Source organism: Amycolatopsis sp. NPDC004772, assembly GCF_053601215.1.
Genome location: NZ_JBSGBK010000039.1, coordinates 39,122 through 59,527, shown reverse-complemented (window position 1 = coordinate 59,527; position 20,406 = coordinate 39,122). Strand labels below are relative to the sequence as shown.

The following is a 20,406-nucleotide window of genomic DNA, read 5'->3' as shown; positions in this document are numbered from 1 at the left end:
TCGAACGGGCGGAAGCTGTTCACCGGTGGTGACCCGGTCGTCCGCGACGCCGGCGCGGGTGGCGCTCCCGGCGCGTCCGCGAGGCGGGACACCGGGAGTCCCCCTCCGGCGGGGGCAGGCAGCATCGGCGCGCCGAGCCCCAGCCGTCGCGGGGTTGCCTGCTCCGGCCGCTGGACGAGCGGCAGCTCAGGTTCCGGAGCCGACGGCGCCGGAGAGGGCGTCACCGAGGGCTCCTCCAAGGACCCGGTCAAGGGCGCTGCCAACGCCTCCGCCGGGCTGCTCGAGGCCGCCGGTGTGTCCACAGGGGACGGTTCCGCGATCGCCTGGAGGGTGCGCACCGGCGGGGTGTCCACCCTCCCCGCCGACGTCAGCCGCGGCACGACATCGGGCCTCCCCACGACCGGCAGTGCCAGTGGCAGCTCGGGAGATTCCGGAGCCACGACCCGCTGCACCGGCGGCCCGCCCACCGTGGCCGGCCGCAGCAGGTCGCCGATCACGCCCGCCGGCTCTGCCGGGCCCACCCGGTGCCCCAGGGGCTCCAGGTAGCCCGGGCTCCGCCACGACGTCAGCGTCGCGCTGAATTGCTGCACCGGGTTCACCAGCGGGTGCTCGGCCAGCACCCGCTGGATCGGCGCCACACTCCGCCACTCCCCCCGCGTCACCGGCACCGAAACAGGCGAAGGCGTAGCAGGCGCCTTCCTGCGGAACCACATTCCAGCGTCACCGTCCCTGGCTCATCCGGGTGTTGATCCGGGCGATCTCGGCGACGTAGGTCAACCGGTCGGGGTGTTCGAGGTCGAGGATGTCGTCGAGGGACCAGTGCAGGTGGTAGGCGACGTACGCGACTTCCTCGTGCAGCCGGTCGGCCGCGTACGTCACGATTCCCCCAGGCGGCCACCGGCGACGTCGACGACGAAGCCGTGGCCGCACTCGGGGCACGCCACGCCCGCCCTGGTGTGGCCCTCGCTGTTGACCCGGCGGTACATGTCCTGCAGGAACGCCAGGTCGGAGGCGAACAGGTTCTCGATGATCCCCGCGTGCACGTCGGTGATGTCGCCGATCCGGGTGACCACCCGGGCCAGCAGCACCACCGTGAGGAACGCCGAGTTCTCGCGCACCCGGTCGTCCCGCAGCGGGATCAGCTCGTCGCGGGCGGTGGCCAGGCGCATCACCCCGGAGTGGTGCACCTTGCCCTCGTCGTCGACGTACCCGCGCGGGAGCTCGAACGCGAACTCCGTCCGCAGCTTCGGCCGCTCGGTGCGCGGCTCGTCCGAAGCGACGGGAGCCTCCGGCGCCGAGGCCATCACCCTGCGCATCGGCTCACTCGACTTCCATCTGCTCGTAGGTGATGACGAGCTTCTCGGTGAGCACGCTCGTGTCGCCGGCCTTCAGCGAGCCGATCTCCAGGCTCTTCGGCCAGGCGTTGGTGAGCTTGTAGCGCTTGATCGCGGCGCCTTCGTAGTCGTAGACGATGATCGCGCCGCCCTTGCGGGCCGTGGTCATCTTGCCGAAGTGGGCGTCCTTGACCCACTTCTCGAAGCTGTTGTCCTCGGTGAGGCCGCGGGTCAGCGTGACCTCGCCCGCCTTGGGGCGGCCGGGCAGCTTCTTGATGACGTACTTGCCGTCGACGGTGTTCTGCTTGAGCTCGATGACGTCCTGCTCCATCTTGAGGCCGGAGACCTCGGAGATCTGCTTGATCTGGACGCCGTCGATCTCGAGCCCGAAGGAGTGGCCGACGGCCTTGTCGAGATCGGGAAGTGCCATGTCAGAACCCCTTCATCACTCGTTGACGAGGCTGGTGCCGCCGGACATCTGGGCCAGCCGGAAGATCACGAACTCCGCCGGTTTCACCGGGGCGATGCCGACTTCGCAGATCACCTGGCCGAGGTCGATGCCCTCGGCGGGGTTGGTCTCGCGGTCGCACTTGACGAAGAAGGCCTCGTCCGGGGTCAGCCCGAAGAGCGCGCCCTTGCGCCACTCCATCACCAGGAACGCGCTGATCGTGCGCCGGATCCGGGCCCACAGCGCGTCGTCGTTGGGCTCGAACACGACCCACTGGGTGCCGCCGAGGATCGACTCCTCGAGGTAGTTGAACAGCCGCCGGACGTTCAGGTAGCGCCACGCCGGGTCGCTCGACAGCGTCCGCGCGCCCCAGACCCGGATGCCCTTGCCGGAGAACGACCGCACGCAGTTGACGCCGATCGGGTTGAGCAGTTCCTGCTCCGCCTTGGTCAGGTGCGTCTCGAGGGCGAGGGCGCCGCGGACGACCTCGTTGGCCGGGGCCTTGTGGACGCCGCGGGTGGCGTCGGTGCGGGCCCACACGCCGGCCATGTGGCCGCTCGGCGGGATGAACGTGTTCGTGCCCGACGCGGGGTCGAGGACCTGCACCCAGGGGTAGTAGAGCGCGGCGTACTTCGAGTCGTACCCGGCCGCGTCCATCCGCCAGCTGCGGACTTCCTGGGGGTTGAGCGCGGGCGGTGGGTCGATGATCGCCATCCGGTCGCCCATCAGCTCGCAGTGCGCGATCATCGCCAGCTGCACGGCCTTGACCGTGTCGAGGTCGATCAGGTCGCGCTGGTAGGCGGCCATCAGGTCCGGCGCCGCGACCATGGTGATCTCGTCGATCGCCTCCAGGCCGCCGAAGCCGGTCCGGTCGGCGACGTCGCCGACGTAGTCGTTCGCCGCGACCCGGCCGGGGACCGGCGGGGCACCGTCCTCCTTCGGCGGCGCCGAGAGCACCGCGGTGCCCTTGTCCGGCTTGGTGACCGCGCCGCCGGTGGCGACCTCTTCGATGGTGATGAGGCCGGACTTCTCCCGCACCGCGGTGACGACGTTCTCCTTGGTGCGCTTGGTCGTCACGTTGTGGGTCTCGACGACCTTGCCGTCCTGCTTCACCAGCACGGTGAACCGGTCCTCGGCGGGGTTCTCGCCCGTCGGGTCGGCCACCTCGACGGTGATTTCGCCGGCCGGCTTGCCCTCCGGCAGCTCCTTCGCGACGAAGCGGTAGCCGCCGAGCACGGCCTGGCGGGCCGCGATCTGCTTCGGAGCGGCGCCGTTGTCCTTGGCGCGCGAGCCGCCGATCCGGACGATGTAGCAGTTGGTGCCGCCGTTGAGGAAGTAGCCGTAGACCGACTGGGCCAGGTAGCAGCCCTCGATGAAGTCGCCGAAGGTCTGGGTGAACTGGCCCCAGTTGGACACCAGCGTCGGGGTGTTGAAGGGGCCGTCCGCCGCGAAGCCGACGAAGGCGGCTACTGCGGTGCCCACGCCCTCGATCGGCCGTGCGCCGGCTTCGATCTCCTCGACGTACACCCCCGGCGTGAGATAGGTGGGCATGCGTGCCTCCCTTGTCGACGCACAAGTCTTGTCATCGGCGATGCTGCTGCCGGGACGTTCTCCGCGGAACGACCGTGCGGCTAGGCCCGCGGGAACCGATCTCTGCCCTTAAAGGCAACTGCCCGTCCGGGCAGCCGTGCCTGCCCGTCCGGTCGTTGGCAACCGGCCCGGGGGGACCGACAGTTGAACCCATGCCAACGGGGCGGGACCGAGCGCCACGCGAGCTGTCCGGGCAGCCTGCGCGGCCGGCCCGTCCGGCACGCCGCGCGAGCACGCCCGCGCTGCTGCGCCTGCAGGCTTCGGCGGGCAACGCGGCGGTGTCCCGGCTGATCGCGCTGCAGCGGCAGAGCTGTCCCGCTCCCCCGGTCGCGCCGCCCGGCGTGACACCGGCGACCGACCCGAAGTTCCAGGCGCTCGAGAAGGACGTCGGCGCCAAAGCCAAGACGGCGAAGGCACACCCACCGGCGGGCACGGAGGTCAAGAAGGCGCAGGACGCCGCGGTGGCGCCCGCCGACGACAAGGAAGCGCAGGCCAAGGCCGCCCAGGCGGACAGGATGGCGGCGGCGAAGCCGGCCGGCTTCGACAAGGCGGCCTTCATCGCCGCGGTGAACGCCGCGGTCGCCAAGCAGGCACCCGGGAACCTCGACGACGCCGACAAGTTCGCCACTTCCGGCAAGGCCGACCAGGTCAAGGCCGAGGTGCTCGGCAAGGTCACCAGCGGCAAGGACGCCTCGGCCAAGGACGTCACCGACCGGACGAAGGAGCCGCCGGACCCCGGCCGGGCCGTGGAAAAGCCGGTGACGCCGCTGCCGGAAGCCCCGGCCCCGCCCGCCCTCGCACCGCCGGACCCGCGCAAGGCGACCCCGGACAAGGCGCCGCCCGAACAGACCGATCTGCGGGCCGGCCAGTGCGAAACCCGGGGCGCGATGGCCGCGGCGGGCGTCACCGACCAGCAGCTGGCCGAGTCCAACGAGCCGGAGTTCACCGGCGCGCTGGCCGCGAAGCAGGCCGGTGAGCAGCACACGGCTTCGGCGCCCGCGGCGGTCCGCGAGTCCGAGGCCGGGCACTTGGCCGCGGTCACCGGCGCCGCACAGGCGTCCGGCCGGGCCGCGATGGCGGGCATGACGGGCGCGCGGTCGTCGGCCGGGCAGAAGGGCCAGGCGGCCAAGTCGGCCACCAAGACCAAGGACGAGCAGGACCGCGCGCGGATCACCGGCGAGATCAAGGCGATCTTCGACGAGACCAAGACGAAGGTCGAGGGCGTGCTGGGCGCGCTCGACGACCAGGTGGCGAAGAAGTTCGAGGCGGGCGAGGCGCAGGCCAAGGCCGCGTTCACCGCCGACCACCAGGCGCGGATGAAGCGCTACAAGGACGAGCGCTACGACGGCATCGCCGGCGCGGCGCGCTGGGCGTACGACCTCTTCGCCGACCTGCCGGCCGAAGCGAACAACCTGTTCCTGGAGGCCAAAAAGGTCTACGAGACGAAGATGCAGGCCGTCATCGGCGAGATCGCGGACTTCGTCGGCCGGCAACTGGGCGAGGCGAAGCAGTTGATCGCGGACGGCCGCACCCGCGTGCAGCAGAAGGTGGCGTCCCAGTCGCCGGCGTTGCGCAAGATCGCGGGCGAGGCGGCGAAGGAGTTCGGCGGCCAGTTCGACGACCTCGAGAAGTCCGTCGACGAGAAGCAGGACGCGCTGGTCGAGGACCTGGCCCGGAAGTACACCGAGGCCCGCACCGCCGTCGACGAGGAGATCACGGCGCTGCAGGCGGAGAACAAGGGCCTGTGGAGCAAGGCGAAGGAGGCGGTCGGCGGCGCGATCGAGACGATCCTGAAGCTGAAGGACATGCTGCTCGGCGTGCTGGCGCGGGCCGCGAACGCGGTCGGGCTGATCATCGCCAAGCCGATCGAGTTCCTCGGCAACCTGGTCAACGCGGTGAAGACCGGCGTGATGAACTTCGGCGCCAACATCGTCCAGCACCTCAAGGACGGCCTGAAGGGGTGGCTGCTGGGCAACCTGGCGAGCGCGGGCATCGAGATCCCGGAGGCGCTGGACGCCAAGGGCATCCTGAAGATGGTGCTGTCGCTGCTGGGCCTGACCTGGGCGAGCGTCCGCGCGCGGATCCTGCGGTTCATCCCGGAGCCGGTGCTGGCGAAACTGGAGCAGACCCTCGACGTCGTCAAGGTCCTGATCACCGAGGGCGTGCCGGGCCTGTGGCGCTGGATCGTGCAGAAACTGGGCGACCTGAAGGAGCTGGTGCTCGGCCGGATCAAGGAATTCGTGGTCGAGAAGATCGTCAAGGCGGGCCTCACCTGGATCATCTCGATGCTCAACCCGGCGGCGGCGTTCATCAAGGCCTGCAAGGCGATCTACGACATCGTGCTGTTCTTCGTGGACAAGGCCGCGCAGATCAAGGAGTTCGTGGATTCGGTCCTGGACTCGGTCGAGTCGATCGCCCGCGGCGGCGCGGGCGCGGTGGCCGGGCTGATCGAGCGGACGCTGGCGAAGGCGTTGCCGATGGTGCTCGGGTTCCTGGCGAGCCTGCTGGGGCTGGGCGGGATCTCGGAGAAGATCAAGTCGGTGCTGGAGAAGGTCCAGGCGCCGGTGGGCAAGGTGATCGACTCGGTCGTGGGGACGATCGTCAAGGCGGGCAAGAAGATCTGGTCGAAGTTCACGGGCAAGAAGGGCAGCGGGGTCCCGGACCCGCGCAGTGCCGGCCAGAAGCAGCAGGCGCTGGCCCAGGCGAAGCAGGCGGCCGACGCGGAGATGCGCAAGCCGGACGCCACCCAGCACACCGTGGAAGCGGCGCTGCCGAAGATCAAGGACACCTACCGGCTCACGACCATCGCGTTGGTGCCCACGAGCAACGGCAAGTTCAAGACCCACCTGGAGATCAACCCGACCGACGACACCGGCGAACTCCCGCTCGGGCCGATGGCGCCGGTCGACGAGGCGAAGGTCTACCTCGGCAAGCGGTTCGTCGTGAAGTCCACCAACCGGGTCGCCAAGGTCACCGACGTCCGCCCCGACGGCTGGGTGACGCTCCAGTACGAGCTGGAACGCACCGTCGGCCGGAATTCGGAGGGGCGCCCGGCCTTCCCGGTGCTCAAGTTCCTGGCCAACACCCCGAACGGCGGCCCCGAGCTCGCCCCGGCCGAAGGCGGCGCCGACCAGACGCAGTACACGATCGACGGCAAGACCCTGCGGCCCGAGTACCACGACGTCCGCGCGGTCTTCTACGGCGGCTCCCACAAGTACAGCGGCCACGACGCGGCCAAGATCGCCGCGGTGATGCGGCCGGACGGCGTGACGTTCACCTGCCCGGGGGTCCCGTTCCTGGGCATCGCCCCGCACGTCGCGGCCCGCGTCAAGCCGAACAACGCCGACAACTACGCGCTGGACCACCGGAAGTCGGTCGCCGGGCACTGGAACGCCCAGGGCCGGGCGAAGGGCCAGAGCGATCGTTCGCAGTTCTACGCCGACCCGGGCAATCTCGAGGTCCTGTGCGCGTCCTGCAACAGCAAGAAGGGCTCCAAGGACGCCGACACGGGCGCGGCCGAGCGGTACCGCAAGGACGTGGAGATCCCGGGCTTCACCGGCCCGGACGGCAAGGCGTAGGGCGGCGGATCAGGCCTCTTCCTCGACCTCTTCCTCACGCTGCACGAACGTCTGCGCCATCGTGTCCTCTTCGCCTTCGGCGGCCTCGGGAGCTTCCTCCCGCTGAACGGCCGCCGCCGGAGCGGGCGCCGACATCAGCCGGTCGGCGTTCGCCACGGCTTCGCGCTCGAACCGGTCCGAAGGATCCGACACCTTCACGCCACCGCCGGCGTCCGTGCCGTCCACCGGGCCGCTCCGCTGCTGCACGACGTGCGTGAGCTCGTGCGCCAGCATGTGCTTGCCCGAATCCGAAGCCGGGTCGAACTTGTCCCGCTGGAACACGATGTTCGAACCCACCGTGTACGCCTGGGCGTTCACCGACTTCGCCGAATCGTGCGCCGCGCTGTCGGTGTGGACGCGGACGTCGGAGAAGTCCGTGCCGAAGCGGGTCTCCATGTCCTCGCGGGTCGCCTTGTCCAGCGGGGCGCCGCCACCCGAGCCGACGACGTCGTGGACCGGGGAACGGTCCTCCTCCACCAGCGACGACGTCCCCGCGTTGCCCACCGCGCGCTGGAGGCCCAGCAGGCCGGCCGGGCCCAGGACGTCGGTGCGGCCGGCCGCGGCCGCGCGGCCCAGGAGGTCGTGGTCGTCCCGCTCGAGGCGGTCGCCCTTCGGCCGCAGGGTCGGGTCGAGGTCGTTGTCGTGACTGTGCCCGCGCATGTTTGCTCCCTCCGCCCGTAAAGCTTGCCCCGCCGGCGGGGCCGAGCGCCAGACTGCGCCGCCGTCCGGACGGGCAGCGAAAGCTGCCCCTGCGGGCAGCTCAGCCGTCGGTCACCATCGCCAGGTAGGGGCCGAACTCCCGGTCGAGGCAGAGCCGGCCCAGCTTGCGGTACTCCCGGGCCACCGCGCCGACCAGGTCGCTCATCCCCACCGGCCGGCCCGCCTCGGCCGCCAGGTACGCGCCGGTGACCGCGGCCGAGCGGATGTGGCCGCCGGCCAGTTCGAACGCCTCGGCGAGGAAGCCCAGGTCCAGGTCCGCCCCCCGCGGCATCCGGGTGCCGAGGCAGCGGTCCCAGAGCCGGTGCCGGAGTTCGACGTCCGGCAGCGGGAAGTCGACGATCACGTCGAGCCTGCGGGTGAAGGCTTCGTCGAGGTTCGCCCGCAGGTTGGTGGCCAGCACCGCGATCCCGTCGAACGTCTCCATCCGCTGCAGCAGGTACGCGCTTTCGATGTTGGCGTACCGGTCGTGCGCGTCGCGGACCTCGGACCGCTTGCCGAAGATCGCGTCCGCCTCGTCGAACAGCAGCACGCCATTGACGCCGGACGCCTCGGTGAAGATCCGCTCGAGGTTCTTCTCCGTCTCGCCGACGTACTTGTCGACCACGGTCGCCAGGTTCACGGTGTAGAGGTCCAGCCCGAGCGAGGCGGCGATCACCTCGGCGGACATCGTCTTCCCGGTTCCCGAATCCCCCGCGAAGAGCCCGGTGACGCCCCGGCCGCGGCCGCCGCCCGGGCGCATCCGCCACTCGTCGAGGACCTGGTCGCGGTAGCGCGCCCGCGCCGCCAGTTCGTCCAAAAGGGACAGTACGCCGGCCGGCAGGACCAGGTCGGCCCAGCCGACGACCGGTTCGATCCGCCGCGCGAGCCGTTGCAGGCCGGCGGCGTTCTGGCTGCGCGCGCCCGCCCGGACGTGCGCGGTGCGGACCAGCCCGTCGTCGTCGGCCAGCGCGGTGACCGACGCCGCCTTCGCCGCACGCGCGATCTGCCCGGGCCCCAGGACGAAATGGGCGGTCGCCTCACCCGGGTCGACGCCCGGGGCGAGCCGGCCGTCGAGGCGGCTGCGCCAGAGTTCCGCGCGGGCCGCGCCCGACAGCGGCACGGCGTCGAGCTGCAACGGCGGTGTAGCGCTCCAGCGCGGGTCCCAGGCGCCGGTGCCGTGCACCACCAGCGGGATCGCCGGGTGCGCCAGCTCCTCCAGCCGCGGGTCCTCCACCGGGCCGAGCACGATCCCGGCGCCGCGCAGCAGCGCCTCCCGCCGCAGCGACGCGGTCAGCTCGGTGTGGCCGGGCTCGGCCTGCCAGCGCGGCGCGTCCACCACCAGCGCCGGGTACCCGGCCGCGGCCAGCGCGCCGACGCCGAGCTCCTCGGCCCCGCCGCCGGGCAGCTCCTTCAGGTAGACGAGCCCGGCGCGGCCGCGGATCGCGCGGGCGAGCCGGTCGGTGCCCGGCACTTCGACGAGCTCGGTGCCCAGGCGCGCGCAGCCGGCGAGCTCGGGCGCGAGCCGGTCGTCGCCGAGCAGGTGGTTCACCACCCGGTCCGGGACGCGCAGCGTGCGCGAGAGGAACGGCCGTTCCTCCTCCCCCACGGCGAGCAGGCCGCAGGTGACCAGCGGGGAATCGGCGTCGAGCCGGGCCCGGCCGGCGGCCGAGGCCTCGGGGATCCCGCACAGGCGCAGCGCGAGGCCGGCGCTGGCGCGGCGGCGGGTGACGTCGTCGTTGAGGTAGCCGTAGAACTGCTCGAACCGGCTGTCCAGGTCCGGGGCCAGCGCGACCAGCAGCAGTTCGACGTCGACGCCGGTGAGCCCCGCACGGTCGGCGAGGGGGCGCAGCCGGCCGTCCGGGGCGGAGTCGGTGAACGGGGTGAACGGCTCGCGCAGCCCCTCCAGCAGGGCGTCGATGGTCTCGTTGGACAGGTACAGGCCGCGGAAGGGGTCGTCGGGGTTCGGGTCGGCCGCGCGACGGCTGTCGACGGCGTCGCGGATCCGCTGTTCGAGCCGGGCCAGCCGCTCGAACAGGTACTCCAGGCTCACCGGGGCTTCCGGTGGGTGCGCGCCATCGCGACCCGGCGCTGCCCCTCGACGGCGCCGGCCGCGGACACGTGGTGCCCGACGAGCTCGCCGTCGCCGGTGTCGATCTTGAGGCCTTCCTTGGCGGGCGGCCCGGCCGGGTAGACGCGGCCGCTGTGGATCGGCGCGGAGACGACGACGTCCAGCGACGGCTTGAGCTCGCCGCCCAGCGCCGTCCACACGTCGGCGAAGGCGCGGTCCTCCGGCGGTGGGAGCGCGACGGTCATCGGGACGGGCAGCCCGGTCTCGGCCAGCGACCCCGTGAGCACCTCGGCCGGCACGGCTTCGTAGCGCAGCAGGCCGAGCAGCAGGTCGGACAGGACGCGGTGCTCGTCCTCGGGCCGCTGGGTTTACGCGGTGACCAGGTAGGACAGCTTGACGTGCTTGGGCGGCAGGTGCCGCGCGGCGACCTCGCCGCGCTGGTCGTACTCGTTGAGCAGCCCCCGCGACCGGCGCCGCATGTCCTCCCGCACGTCGTAGAGGTAGATGTTCACCGTCGGTGCGTTGCGCCGGGCGGCCCAGTCCTTGGTGGGTGCGTCGAAGGCGACGTCGACCTCGCTGCCCCGCAGCGCCTCGTCCTTCACCAGCCGGCGCAGCGCCTCGTCGACCTCGTGGATCACCGGCGGACCTCCTCGCACTGGCGGTCCCTCCACGATGATCGCGGCACGCGGGCCGGGCCAGCCGCACAACGGCAAACCTTCGGGTACACCCGGCTGCCCGTAAGGGCAAAGTGGGACCGTGACGATCACGACCCGGCCCGCCGCCGAAGCCGATTTGCCGGCCCTGCTCGCCCTGTTCCGGGAGCTGCACCCGGACGACCCCGCCCCGCCTCCGCAGGCCGCGGCGGCGGCCTGGCGGGCCATCGAGCGCCAGGCCGGACGCGCGATCCTGGTCGCGGAGTCGGCCGGCGTGGTCGTCGGAACGGTCGATTGCACCACGCTGCCGAACCTCACCCGGGGAGCGCGGCCGTTCATGCTCGTCGAGAACGTCGTGGTGGCGGCGGAACACCGCCGGTCGGGCGTGGGCGCCACCCTGATGGCGGCGGCCTTCGCGGCGGCACGGGAGGCGGGTTGCTACAAGGTCCAGCTGCTGTCCCGGTCCGGCCGCGACGGCGCGCACGCCTTCTCCGAGTCGCTGGGCTTCCGGGCCGCGGCCCAGGGCTACCGCCGGTACCTCGGCTGAGCCGGATCGATCTTGTAACCGGCTCCGGGCCCCCGGCGACTACTGCTTCGGGGAGTGGGAGAACACGAGGCACCCATGCGACGGATCGCCGGCCCGATCGGGACGGCCCTGGCCCTGCTGCTGGCCGGCTGCGGCACCCCGGAACCACCGGGGACGCCGGATCCGCCGCCGTCCGCCTCCACCGGCGCCGCGACCACGGACTCCACCGGCGAGCCGCCCACCGGCTCGGGCCCGTCGGCCACGGCCGCCGCACCGGCGACTCCGCCGTCCCGGACCACCACCGGCTCGTCCCCCGCGAAGACGTCGCCCAGGAAGCCGCCGACGCCTCCGAAGGTCACGACGGCGAAACCGCCGGCGAAGGGGTCGCCCGTGCGGACCGCGCCCATCGAGATCATCGGCACGTCCTACGCGGCGCTGGGGCCGGTGACCGAGGCGCAGCTCGCGGACGAGTGCGGCGGCACCCTCTGCGTCACGCTCCGGACGACCGTCGAAGGGCCCCCGGACCCGCAGCTGGACTGCAAGGTCGTGCGGATCATCCAGTCGGTGCCGATCTACCGCGGTGACACGATCACCTTCGTGCTCGCCGATCCGTGCGGGGACTTCACCGAACCGCCCCAGCCCACCGAGTAGCCGCGGCCATGGCGAAACGGCTCCGCTCACTGCGGCCCGCGCCCCCTCCGGCCGCGCCGCCCGAAAGCCCGTCGAAGGCGCTGCGCGTGCTCGGCTCGGTAATCGCGCCGACGACCGTGCTCACCGGGCTGCTGTTCTTCTTCGGCAGGCAGCACGCCAACTGGCTGCTCGACTACTTCGGCGTCCCGCTCTCGACGATGGGCCTGACCGCGCAGGACTACCTGGTCCGCAGCGCCGACGGTCTCTTCGCCCCGATCGCCGTCGTGCTGGCGGGGGTGCTGGCGCTGCTGTGGCTGTACCGCTTCCTGCGCGCCCGGCTCGGTGACGCGGCTTGGCAACGGCTGCTCCGGCTCGCGACCCCGGTCGCCGTCGCGGGCGGGGTGGCCGGGCTCGCCGTGGCGGCCGTCGGCGTGGTGCGTCCCGAAGCGTTCGCCTCGTCGTACGCGGTTCCCGGCGCCGGGCTCTCCCTCGGCGTGCTGTTCCTCGTGTCCGCGTCACGCCTGCTCGCGGCCCGGTCCGGCCGGGTGGTGCCCGCCGCGGTGGCGACCGCCGAGTGGGTGGCGGCATTCGTGCTGGTCAGCGTGGGGCTGTTCTGGGCCGTGGCCGACTACTCAGCCTCGGTCGGCGTCGGCCGGGCCCTGCAGATCGAGGCCGGGCTGGCCGCGCCGCCGGAGACCGTCCTCTACAGCGCCAAGAGCCTGAACCTCACCGGGCCCGGGGTGCGCGAAACGCAGTGCCGCAACACCGACACCGCCTACCACTACCGGTACACCGGGCTGAAGCTGATCCTGCAGTCCGGCGGCCAGTACTTCCTCCTGCCCGTGCAGTGGCACAAGGCCGACGGGACCGCCCTCGTGCTGCCGCGGACCGACGCGCTGCGGCTGGAGTTCACCCCGGCCGCGGACCCGGACGCACCGTGCTGAGCGAGCCGGGTCCGCGCGGTGCGGACCCGGTTCGCTCAGCCCTGGCTTCGACCGTGGAGCTCAGTCCTGGTCGTAGTCGGATTCGTCGTCCGCGTCGTGGTCGACGACCCAGTCGTCGTCGTCCGCCGCCGTGGCGTCGGCGACCGCCGTCACCGAGTGCGCGGCCGCGCCGCCCACCCCGGCCGTGGTGTACCAGGCGTGGTAGCCCGCGTAGTCCGGCACCGCCACCGCGTGCGCACCCTCCGACGATGCGCCGTACGGGCCGGCCGTCAGCTTCTCCGCCTCGTACGTGGCGTGGTGCTCGCCCGCGTGGCTCACCACGTGCGCCGAGGTCGCGCCGTCCACACCGGCCGAGTGCTGCTCGGCGTAGTAGCCCACGTCACCGGCGTCGTCGGCGTCGTCAGCGTCGTCGTCGGCGTCGTACACCGGGTGGACGACGTAGCCGGCCGGTTCCTGGTCCACCGGGTCGGGGTGGCTCACGGCGTGGTGCACGACGTCGTCGTCGTCATCGTCGTACTCGCCTGTGACGTAGTGGTGGTCGTCGCCGTCGTAGTCGTCGCAGTCGCCGTCGTCGCCGTACCAGCCGTCGTGGGCCGGGTGGTGCCAGGCGTGGTTCCAGCCGTCGTCGCCGGACTCGCCACTGTGCGTCACGGCGGCGCCGCCGATGCCGGCCACCGCGGAGTCCGTCTCCGACCAGTGGTGTCCCCACCAGGTCGAGCCTTCGTCGGTGTCGGTGGTGCCCGCGCCGCCGATGCCGGCCCAGGTGCTGGAGCTCTCGGCGCTCCAGGAGTCGTGCGGCCAGTCGAGCGGGTGCGCCGTCGCCGGACCGGCGATGACGAGGGAAAGCGGCAGTGCGAAAGCGCCGGCGACAGCCAGTCGTCGCAATGTGGACATGATTTCTCGGGGTTCCCTTCCTGAGTGCGGCGGCCGGGTTTGATTCGGGGCCCGGGCACCGGGGCAGCAGTTCTGTCCGATAGGTGACGCTACCGCCCCGATGGGCCGCCCACAGGGCGTTGACCTGCGTAAATACCCGATCGGTGCGCGGGAACCGCCGAGTGGAGGACAGATCCGGAATGGGGTTGAACCAGCCTACTTCGCCACCGCGGGAGTGGCCGGAATGAATGGCGTGAAATCACTCGCTCAGGTAGTTCTCCGTTTAACGGATAAAATCCGGGTCCGGGCCGGCACCACGGGAGGGGCCCGATCGCCGTCCGCCGGTCGACCGCGGCGGCGCTCGGCCGCCCGGCCGACCGCGACGCGGCAGGTGGCCCACCCGCACTGCGCCGCTCCGAGCCCGCCTCCGCGCGGAATTCCGGCCGCGGGCCGGCCCGGACCACGATAACAGAACCTTCCACCTATTGTTCCCACGGTATTCACAGTCGTGGAGTAATCACTGTTTTTTTCGTTACCTGGTACACCCGAAAACCACAGGAATGGACTCGATCGGACCAAGCCGTTGCGCGATCAATTGCGTAGGTTTCCCACCATGTCGCCGATGAGATCCATTCTGGCCGTCGTTCTGCTGGCCGCGTTCGTCGTGCCGCCCGGGCCGGCGGCCGCGGCCGCGGTGACGCCCGGGCCGGTGTGCGATCACCAGCCATTGGTCAACACCACGGCGCCCGCGGGTGCGGTCACCGTCGACGCCGCGGTACCCGGCGACCTCTACCGCAAGTCGCAGGAGTCGCCGCCGGGCACCACGTTCTGGCTGCCGCCGGGCACGCACCTGCTGGCGGCGGACCCGTTCGGGCAGGTCATCCCCAAGGACGGCGACGTCTACCTCGGCGCGCCCGGCGCGGTGCTGGACGGGCAGGGCATCAACCGCGCCGCCTTCACGCAACAGGCGAAGAACGTCGTCATCCGCGGGCTCACCATCCAGAACTTCGTCGCCCCGCAGGACCAGGGCGTGGTGAACCACGATTCCGGCGAGCATTGGATCATCGAAAACACGACCGTGCAGAACAACAAAGGCGCGGGAATCATGGCCGGGGCGCGCCAGGAGGTGCGGCACAGCTGCCTGCGCAACAACGGCCAGTACGGCATGAACGCCTACCGGTCGGACAGCACGATCACCGCGTTGATCATCGAGGGCAACGAGATCGCCGGAAACAACACCGACGACTGGGAAACGCGCAGCCCCGGCTGCGGGTGCAGCGGCGGGATCAAGTTCTGGGTGGTCGACAAGGCCGACGTCCGCGGGAACTGGATCCACCACAACCACGGCGCCGGGCTCTGGGCCGACACCGACAACAACGACTTCCTGATCGAGAACAACCTCATCGAGGACAACGACGCCGAGGCGCTGTTCTACGAGATCAGCTACAACCTGGTCTTCCGCGACAACGTCCTGCGGCGCAACAGCCTGGTCGCCGGCAAGCGCCGCGCCGACAAGGGCGACAACTTCCCGGTGGCGAGCGTCTACCTGTCCGAGTCGGGCGGCGAGCCGCGGGTGCCGGCCCGCACGCACCTGATCGACATCTACGACAACACCTTCGAGGACAACTGGTCCGGTGTCACCGCCTGGGAGAACGCCGACCGGTTCTGCAACAGCCCGGCCAACACCTCGATCAACACCTGCACCAAGCTCGTCACCGACCGCACGCGGTGCTCGGCGCCCGGGATCGCGTCGGCGCCGCTGTACGACGACTGCCGGTGGAAGACCCAGCTGGTCGAGGTGCACGACAACACGTTGCGCTTCGACCCGGCCCGCATCGGCTGCACGAACGGCTCCTGCGGCAAGATGGCGCTGCTGTCGAACTGGGGGACGTACCCGTCCTGGTCGCCGTACCAGGGCAAGGTCGTCCAGGACGCCATCACCCACGACCAGGGCAACTACTGGTTCAGCAACGCCTACTACGGGCCCTGGAAGTTCGTCGCGGGCGACACGTCCCGGATCCTGACGGCCGAGCAGTGGCAGACGACCCCGTGGGACCAGGACGACTGCGCGTCCTTCGACGGAGTCATGCCCCACTGCTGAGCGCGCCTCAGTGCGTGGCGAGCAGTCCCAGCACGGCGGCGGACTTCGCGGCGTCGAGGAACCGCAGGCCCATGAAGTTGTCGCCGGGGTTGAAGCCGGGCAGCGCCCAGACCGCTTCGTACGGCAGTCCGACACGCCGGTAGCGGCGCAGGCTGTAGACGTTGCTGAACAGGCACTTCCCCGGGTCCGGGCGCCACAGCCGGCGCGCGAAGGCGGGATTGCGGAACCCGTGCCCGACCTCGGCCGTCGCCTGGACGTGCTTGCCGCCGGTGAAGAGCACGACGTCGCCGGTGGTCACGGTGTCCATCCGGCGGTCGTACTTGTCCTTGGCGCCCCAGAACCGGGCCCGCCCGCCCGGGTGCAGCGCGTCGAGGCGGGCGAGGTCCGCGGGGTCGAGCAGGTCGGCGAGTTCGCCGAAGGCGACGGTCTTTTCCAGGGATTCGGCGCCGTAGCGGCGGGCGTCCGCGGTGCCGTAGGCGGGCTGGACGAAAACCTGGACCACGGAGGGGAACGGTAGCTCAGCCGCCGTGCGTGCGGTCACTCTGGTAGGCGGTGTAGGTGTAGGGGTTGTCGAGGATCTTGGTCTCCGGCACGTCGGGGTTCATCCCCTGCCGCCACGCCTCCTCCCCGAGCTGCGCCCGCAGGTACTCCACCGTGCCCTCGACCCGCCGCCGGACCGCGAGGAGGTCGACGTCGACCAGGCGGCCGTCGCGCTTGACCACGCGGCCGCCGACCAGCACCGTGTGGACGTCGGCGCGCTGGGCCTGGAACGCCACGTGGCCGTACGGGTTGAGCAGCGGGAACGACACCGGGGAGTGGTCGTTCTTCAGCAGCACGACGTCGGCCTTCTTGCCGACCTCCAGGCGGCCCAGGTCCGAGCGGCCCAGCGCCGCGGCGCCGCCCCGGGTGGCCCACTCCACGACCTGGTCCGCACGCAGGGCCGCGTGCGTCACCGTCTCGCCCTTCGCGTGCGCCTCCAGGTGCTCCCGGGACCGGTCGGCGCCGAGGGTGGCGCGCATGGCCGAGAACAGGTCGCCGCTCCACCACACCGAGGTGTCCATCGACAGCGACACCGGGATGCCGTACTTGCGCAGCGCCCAGGTGGGCGGGTAGCCCTGGCCGGCGCTCTGTTCGCTTTCGGTGGAGACCGACACCGACCCGCCGGTGGCGGCGATGCGGTGGTAGGAGTCGGCCGACAGCGACGCGCCGTGGACGTAGACCGTCTCCGGGGTCATGAACCCGTGGTCGTACATCAGGCGGATGCCGTCGTCGCCGGTCGCGCCCCAGACGCCGGCGTGGGTGGTCACCGGCACGCCGAGCTCGCGGGCCACCTCGAAGGCCGGCTTTTCGGGGAAGGCGGGGTCGCCGGTGACGTCGAAGGCGAGCTGGAAGCCGAGTTCGCCACCGGCGCGCCGGGCGGCGAAGTCGCGGAACTCCGGCGTGGCCGTCCAGTTCGCCGGGGCGTCCTGGATGTTGCCGTAGGCCAGCACGAACCGGCCGGGGACGGCTTCGAGCGCGTCGGCCGCCGCGTCGGCGTGCTGCGTGGTCCGCAGGCCGTGGGACCAGTCGACGGTGGTGGTGACGCCGGCCTCCAGGGCCTCCCACGCGCCGAGCAGGTTGCCCGCGTAGATGTCCTCGGGGCGGAACACCTTGCCCCACTCGAGGTAGTACCAGACGAAGTACTGGGTGAGCGTCCAGTCGGCGCCGTAGCCGCGCATGGCGGTCTGCCACAGGTGGCGGTGCGTGTCGATCATCCCCGGCATGACGATGCCGCCGGAGGCGTCGATCTCGGTCGTGCCCGCCGGGACCTCCAGGGCCGGGCCGATCGCGGTGATGCGGTCGCCCTCGACCAGGACGTCTGCGCCGGGCAGGACGCGGCGAGCGTCGTCGAGGGTCAGCACCGTGCCACCCCGCAGGACGATCGATTCGGACATCACTGGCCTCCGTTGCGTACACTTGTCCGCTCTACGGACACTCGACGGGTGCCGCCACTTTCGTCCAGTGCCGCGCCGGTGTCAATCCCCGCGGCTACGCTGCGGGCAGGACTGCAGAGGGAGGTCGCGCATGCCACGCGAGGGAACGGGTCCGGACTTCATCGAGGCGCTGGCGCGCGGGCTCGAGGTGATCACCGCGTTCCGGCCGGGCCGGCCGGCGATGACGCTGGCCGAGGTCGCCACCGCGACCGGGCTGGCCCGCCCCACCGCCCGCCGGATCCTGCTGACCCTCGAGGAGCTCGGCTACGTCCGCACCGACGGCCGCGACTACTCGCTGACGCCGCGGGTGCTCGACCTCGGCGTCGCGTACGTGCATTCCACGGGCCTGTGGGAGGTCGCCCGCCCGCACCTGGAACGCCTGGTCGCGCGCACGGACGAGTCCTGCTCGATCGCCCAGCTCGACGGCTCCGACATCGTCTACGTCGCCCGGGTGGCGGTGCCGAAGATCGTGGGCCTGAGCGTGCAGATCGGCACCCGCTTCCCGGCCCTGCCGACGTCGCTGGGCAAGGTGCAGCTCGCGGCGCTGCCGGCGGACGAGCTGGAGGCGGTGCTGGCCGAGCCGACCCGCTCAGGCCTGGTCCCCCGCTGGCAGCCGGGCCGGGCCGAGCGCGACGCCGAGCTGCGCGAGGTCCGCGCCCGCGGCTGGGCGCTGACCGACGAGCAGCTCGCCCTGGGCATCCGCTCGGTGGCGGCGCCGCTGCGCGACGGGACGGGCCGGGTGATCGCCGGCGTCAACGTCAACTGCCACGCCGCGGAGACCTCGGTCGAGCGGCTGGTCGAGCACCATCTGCCGCTGCTGCTGCAGACGGCCGGGGAGATCAGCGCCGACTTCGCCCGCCTCGACGCCGTCCCCGCCGTGGTCGTGAGTGGTAAGGCGGGTTAGAACGCGCCTTACCACTCACGAGGCTCCTTGACCGCGGACCGCCGCTGTCGCAGACTGGCGGACAAGAGTCCGTCTGACGGACAGAAGGCGAGGAGCTGGTCTTGGAAACCCCCACCGGCCCGCTGTCCGGGCTGCTGGTCGCGGACTTCTCCCGGGTGCTGGCCGGCCCGTACGCCACCATGCTGCTGGCGGACCTGGGCGCCGACGTCGTCAAGGTCGAGGGGCCGCAGGGCGACGAGACGCGCACCTGGATGCCGCCGGTGCGCGGGGACGTCTCGACCTACTACCTCGGCGTCAACCGCGGGAAGCGCTCCATCGCGCTGGACCTGCGTGAGGAGGCCGACGCCGTCGTCGCCCGCGAGCTCGCCGCCCGCGCGGACGTGCTGATCGAGAACTTCAAGCCCGGCGGCCTGGCCAAGTACGGCCTGGACTACGACACCGTCCGCCGGGCCAACCCCGGCAGCGTCTACGCCTCCATCAGCGGGTTCGGGGCGGGCGAAGGCGCGCACGTGCCCGGCTACGACCTGATGGTGCAGGCGATCTCCGGCCTGATGAGCCTGACCGGCGCCCCGGACGGCCCGCCGTACCGGGCCGGGATCTCGGTGTTCGACGTCATGGCCGGCAACCACGCGGTGATCGGCATCCTGGCCGCGCTGCGCCACCGCGACCGCACCGGCGAGGGCCAGCACGTCGAGGTCAACCTGCTCTCCTCGGCGCTGACCGGGCTGGTCAACCACAGCTCGGCCTACGCCGCCGGCGGGGTGGTGCCCTACCGGATGGGCAACGCCCACCCCAGCGTCTTCCCCTACGAGCCGCTGCCGACGGCCGACGCCGACCTGATCGTCGCCGCGGCCAACGACGGGCAGTTCCGGCGGCTGTGCGAGGTCCTCGACCTGCCCGGCGTCCCGGACGACCCGCGGTTCGCCCGCAACGCCGACCGCACGAAGAACCGCGAGGAGCTGCGGCCGATCCTGGTCGAGCGGCTGGCGACACGCGGTGCGGCGGACTGGTTCGACGCGCTGACGAAGGTCGGTGTCCCGTGTGGACCGATCAACACGATCGACGGCGGGTTCGCGATGGCCGAACGCTTCGGGCTGGACCCGATCGTCGAGGTCGGCGCGGGTGACCGCGCGGTCCCGACCACCCGCCACCCCATCCGGTTCTCCGCGACCCCGGCCGGCTACCGGCTGCCGCCACCGGAGCTCGACGAGCACGGCGCCGAACTGCGCGCCTGGCTGACGGAGGCCGCCGATGGCTGACCCGGTCTACGAAACCGCCCTCGGTGCGTCCACGAAGGACACGATCACCCTGCTCGGCCGCGACCTGGCCGAGGACGTCATGGGCACGGTCGGGTTCGGCGAGCTCGCCTTCTGGCTGGCCACCCAGCGACGTCCGGCCAAGGGCGAAACCCGGGTCTTCGAGGCGGTGCTGGCCGCCTTGGCCGACCACGGCTTCACCCCGACCGCGATCGTCACCCGGCTGACGTACCTGTCCGCGCCGGACTCGGTCCAGGGCGCCCTGGCGGCCGGCCTGCTGGGCGGCGGGTCGCGCTTCCTCGGCGTCACCGAGGACTGCGGCCGGTTCCTGCACGACGTTCTGTCCACAGTGGACAGCCTGCCGGACGACGACGGCGGCTGGGACGCGCTCGCGCTCGAAACCGTCGAAAAGCGCCGGGCGGAAAGGAAGTTCGTCCCCGGGCTCGGCCACCACGTGCACAAGGACGGCGACCCGCGCACCGCGCGGCTGTTCGCCATCGCCGAGGAGGAAGGCCTGCGCGGCCCGCACCTGGAGCTGTTCGCCGCGATCGGCCGGGTCCACCCGCGGGTGCTGGGCAAAACCCTGCCGCTCAACGGGGCCGGCGTCTGCGGGGCCGCGCTCGCCGACCTCGGGCTGCCCCTCGAGCTGCTGCGCGGGTTCGCGTTGCTGGCCCGGACGGCCGGGCTGATCGGCCAGCTCGCCGAGGAGCTGCGCCACCCCGTCGCCCACGACATCTTCCTGTCCGTCGACTTGAACAACCGGTCGGTCCCGCCGGATCCGCACGCGTGA

17 protein-coding genes and 1 pseudogene are annotated in these 20,406 nt (G+C 71.8%); 8 read left to right on the top strand and 10 right to left on the bottom strand.

What is annotated here, in order from left to right; translation table 11 throughout:
• Nucleotides 1-720 precede the first annotated feature (720 nt).
• Genes ACWEF6_RS23460 through ACWEF6_RS23445 form a run of 4 tightly spaced genes read right to left on the bottom strand, consistent with a single transcriptional unit; the run spans nucleotide 721 to nucleotide 3,333 of the window.
• Entirely contained in the window at nucleotides 721-879 is a 159-nt protein-coding gene (locus tag ACWEF6_RS23460) for a DUF6760 family protein (RefSeq protein ID WP_003098516.1), read from the bottom strand.
• The gene (locus tag ACWEF6_RS23455) at nucleotides 876-1,316 is read right to left on the bottom strand and encodes a hypothetical protein (protein ID WP_310972886.1); all 441 of its coding nucleotides are present in this window, start codon (nucleotides 1,314-1,316) and stop codon (nucleotides 876-878) included. Before ACWEF6_RS23455 ends, ACWEF6_RS23460 begins: the two co-directional genes overlap by 4 nt.
• Nucleotides 1,317-1,320: 4 nt before the next feature.
• Nucleotides 1,321-1,764, bottom strand: coding sequence for a phage tail protein (locus tag ACWEF6_RS23450; RefSeq protein ID WP_043785975.1), 444 nt, complete (start codon nucleotides 1,762-1,764; stop codon nucleotides 1,321-1,323).
• Nucleotides 1,765-1,779: 15 nt separating this feature from the next.
• Nucleotides 1,780-3,333, bottom strand: coding sequence for a phage tail sheath family protein (locus ACWEF6_RS23445; protein ID WP_449684906.1), 1,554 nt, complete (start codon nucleotides 3,331-3,333; stop codon nucleotides 1,780-1,782).
• Between the two features lie 191 nt (nucleotides 3,334-3,524).
• Here ACWEF6_RS23445 and ACWEF6_RS23440 point away from each other — a divergent pair, with 191 nt between their 5' ends.
• The gene (locus ACWEF6_RS23440) at nucleotides 3,525-6,950 is read left to right on the top strand and encodes a phage tail protein (RefSeq protein WP_449684905.1); all 3,426 of its coding nucleotides are present in this window, start codon (nucleotides 3,525-3,527) and stop codon (nucleotides 6,948-6,950) included.
• A 9-nt stretch (nucleotides 6,951-6,959) separates the two neighbouring features.
• Here ACWEF6_RS23440 and ACWEF6_RS23435 read toward each other — a convergent pair whose 3' ends face one another.
• The 3 genes and pseudogenes from ACWEF6_RS23435 to ACWEF6_RS23425 form a co-directional block, all read right to left on the bottom strand.
• Nucleotides 6,960-7,649 carry an eCIS core domain-containing protein gene (locus tag ACWEF6_RS23435; protein ID WP_449684904.1) on the bottom strand — a complete coding sequence of 230 codons (690 nt, stop codon included), beginning with the start codon at nucleotides 7,647-7,649 and terminating at the stop codon, nucleotides 6,960-6,962.
• Nucleotides 7,650-7,749: 100 nt separating this feature from the next.
• Complete coding sequence (locus ACWEF6_RS23430) at nucleotides 7,750-9,738, bottom strand: ATP-binding protein (RefSeq protein ID WP_449684903.1); 1,989 nt, start codon at nucleotides 9,736-9,738, stop codon at nucleotides 7,750-7,752.
• Nucleotides 9,735-10,394, bottom strand: a pseudogene (locus ACWEF6_RS23425) (DUF4255 domain-containing protein). The gene ACWEF6_RS23430 and the pseudogene ACWEF6_RS23425 overlap by 4 nt, the downstream one beginning before the upstream one ends.
• Nucleotides 10,395-10,512: 118 nt before the next feature.
• Here ACWEF6_RS23425 and ACWEF6_RS23420 point away from each other — a divergent pair.
• The 3 genes from ACWEF6_RS23420 (at nucleotide 10,513) to ACWEF6_RS23410 (ending at nucleotide 12,509) form a co-directional block, all read left to right on the top strand.
• Nucleotides 10,513-10,956 carry an N-acetyltransferase family protein gene (locus ACWEF6_RS23420; RefSeq protein WP_449684902.1) on the top strand — a complete coding sequence of 148 codons (444 nt, stop codon included), beginning with the start codon at nucleotides 10,513-10,515 and terminating at the stop codon, nucleotides 10,954-10,956.
• A 75-nt stretch (nucleotides 10,957-11,031) separates the two neighbouring features.
• Nucleotides 11,032-11,586 (top strand): hypothetical protein, encoded by a 555-nt coding sequence (locus ACWEF6_RS23415; protein WP_449684901.1) that lies wholly within the window; start codon nucleotides 11,032-11,034, stop codon nucleotides 11,584-11,586.
• Nucleotides 11,587-11,594: 8 nt separating this feature from the next.
• Nucleotides 11,595-12,509 carry a hypothetical protein gene (locus ACWEF6_RS23410; RefSeq protein ID WP_449684900.1) on the top strand — a complete coding sequence of 305 codons (915 nt, stop codon included), beginning with the start codon at nucleotides 11,595-11,597 and terminating at the stop codon, nucleotides 12,507-12,509.
• 60 nt (nucleotides 12,510-12,569) lie between these two features.
• Here the strand turns inward: ACWEF6_RS23410 and ACWEF6_RS23405 are convergent, their stop codons facing one another.
• Entirely contained in the window at nucleotides 12,570-13,403 is an 834-nt protein-coding gene (locus ACWEF6_RS23405; protein ID WP_449684899.1) for a hypothetical protein, read from the bottom strand.
• 592 nt (nucleotides 13,404-13,995) lie between these two features.
• Here ACWEF6_RS23405 and ACWEF6_RS23400 point away from each other — a divergent pair.
• Nucleotides 13,996-15,483 (top strand): right-handed parallel beta-helix repeat-containing protein, encoded by a 1,488-nt coding sequence (locus tag ACWEF6_RS23400; RefSeq protein ID WP_449684898.1) that lies wholly within the window; start codon nucleotides 13,996-13,998, stop codon nucleotides 15,481-15,483.
• 7 nt (nucleotides 15,484-15,490) lie between these two features.
• On the opposite strand, the gene ACWEF6_RS23395 is transcribed toward ACWEF6_RS23400, so the two are convergent.
• Both ACWEF6_RS23395 and ACWEF6_RS23390 read right to left on the bottom strand, forming a co-directional pair.
• Complete coding sequence (locus ACWEF6_RS23395) at nucleotides 15,491-15,985, bottom strand: hypothetical protein (RefSeq protein WP_449684897.1); 495 nt, start codon at nucleotides 15,983-15,985, stop codon at nucleotides 15,491-15,493.
• 16 nt (nucleotides 15,986-16,001) lie between these two features.
• Nucleotides 16,002-17,417: an amidohydrolase family protein gene (locus ACWEF6_RS23390; protein ID WP_449684896.1), complete on the bottom strand. Its 1,416-nt coding sequence runs from the start codon at nucleotides 17,415-17,417 to the stop codon at nucleotides 16,002-16,004.
• Nucleotides 17,418-17,547: 130 nt separating this feature from the next.
• Here ACWEF6_RS23390 and ACWEF6_RS23385 point away from each other — a divergent pair, with 130 nt between their 5' ends.
• From ACWEF6_RS23385 to ACWEF6_RS23375, 3 genes are all read left to right on the top strand, one after another.
• The gene (locus ACWEF6_RS23385; RefSeq protein WP_449684895.1) at nucleotides 17,548-18,360 is read left to right on the top strand and encodes an IclR family transcriptional regulator domain-containing protein; all 813 of its coding nucleotides are present in this window, start codon (nucleotides 17,548-17,550) and stop codon (nucleotides 18,358-18,360) included.
• A gap of 101 nt (nucleotides 18,361-18,461) precedes the next feature.
• A complete protein-coding gene (locus ACWEF6_RS23380; protein ID WP_449684894.1) occupies nucleotides 18,462-19,619 on the top strand; it encodes a CaiB/BaiF CoA transferase family protein in 1,158 nt (385 codons plus the stop codon).
• Nucleotides 19,612-20,406 carry a citryl-CoA lyase gene (locus tag ACWEF6_RS23375; protein WP_449684893.1) on the top strand — a complete coding sequence of 265 codons (795 nt, stop codon included), beginning with the start codon at nucleotides 19,612-19,614 and terminating at the stop codon, nucleotides 20,404-20,406. Before ACWEF6_RS23380 ends, ACWEF6_RS23375 begins: the two co-directional genes overlap by 8 nt.

Coding starts and splice junctions, on each gene's coding strand:
- ACWEF6_RS23455 (WP_310972886.1), bottom strand. CDS start 1,316: ATGCGCAGGGTGATGGCCTCGGCGCCGGAGGCTCCCGTCGCTTCGGAC.
- ACWEF6_RS23450 (WP_043785975.1), bottom strand. CDS start 1,764: ATGGCACTTCCCGATCTCGACAAGGCCGTCGGCCACTCCTTCGGGCTC.
- ACWEF6_RS23445 (WP_449684906.1), bottom strand. CDS start 3,333: ATGCCCACCTATCTCACGCCGGGGGTGTACGTCGAGGAGATCGAAGCC.
- ACWEF6_RS23440 (WP_449684905.1), top strand. CDS start 3,525: ATGCCAACGGGGCGGGACCGAGCGCCACGCGAGCTGTCCGGGCAGCCT.
- ACWEF6_RS23435 (WP_449684904.1), bottom strand. CDS start 7,649: ATGCGCGGGCACAGTCACGACAACGACCTCGACCCGACCCTGCGGCCG.
- ACWEF6_RS23415 (WP_449684901.1), top strand. CDS start 11,032: ATGCGACGGATCGCCGGCCCGATCGGGACGGCCCTGGCCCTGCTGCTG.
- ACWEF6_RS23410 (WP_449684900.1), top strand. CDS start 11,595: ATGGCGAAACGGCTCCGCTCACTGCGGCCCGCGCCCCCTCCGGCCGCG.
- ACWEF6_RS23405 (WP_449684899.1), bottom strand. CDS start 13,403: ATGTCCACATTGCGACGACTGGCTGTCGCCGGCGCTTTCGCACTGCCG.
- ACWEF6_RS23400 (WP_449684898.1), top strand. CDS start 13,996: ATGTCGCCGATGAGATCCATTCTGGCCGTCGTTCTGCTGGCCGCGTTC.
- ACWEF6_RS23390 (WP_449684896.1), bottom strand. CDS start 17,417: ATGTCCGAATCGATCGTCCTGCGGGGTGGCACGGTGCTGACCCTCGAC.
- ACWEF6_RS23385 (WP_449684895.1), top strand. CDS start 17,548: ATGCCACGCGAGGGAACGGGTCCGGACTTCATCGAGGCGCTGGCGCGC.
- ACWEF6_RS23375 (WP_449684893.1), top strand. CDS start 19,612: ATGGCTGACCCGGTCTACGAAACCGCCCTCGGTGCGTCCACGAAGGAC.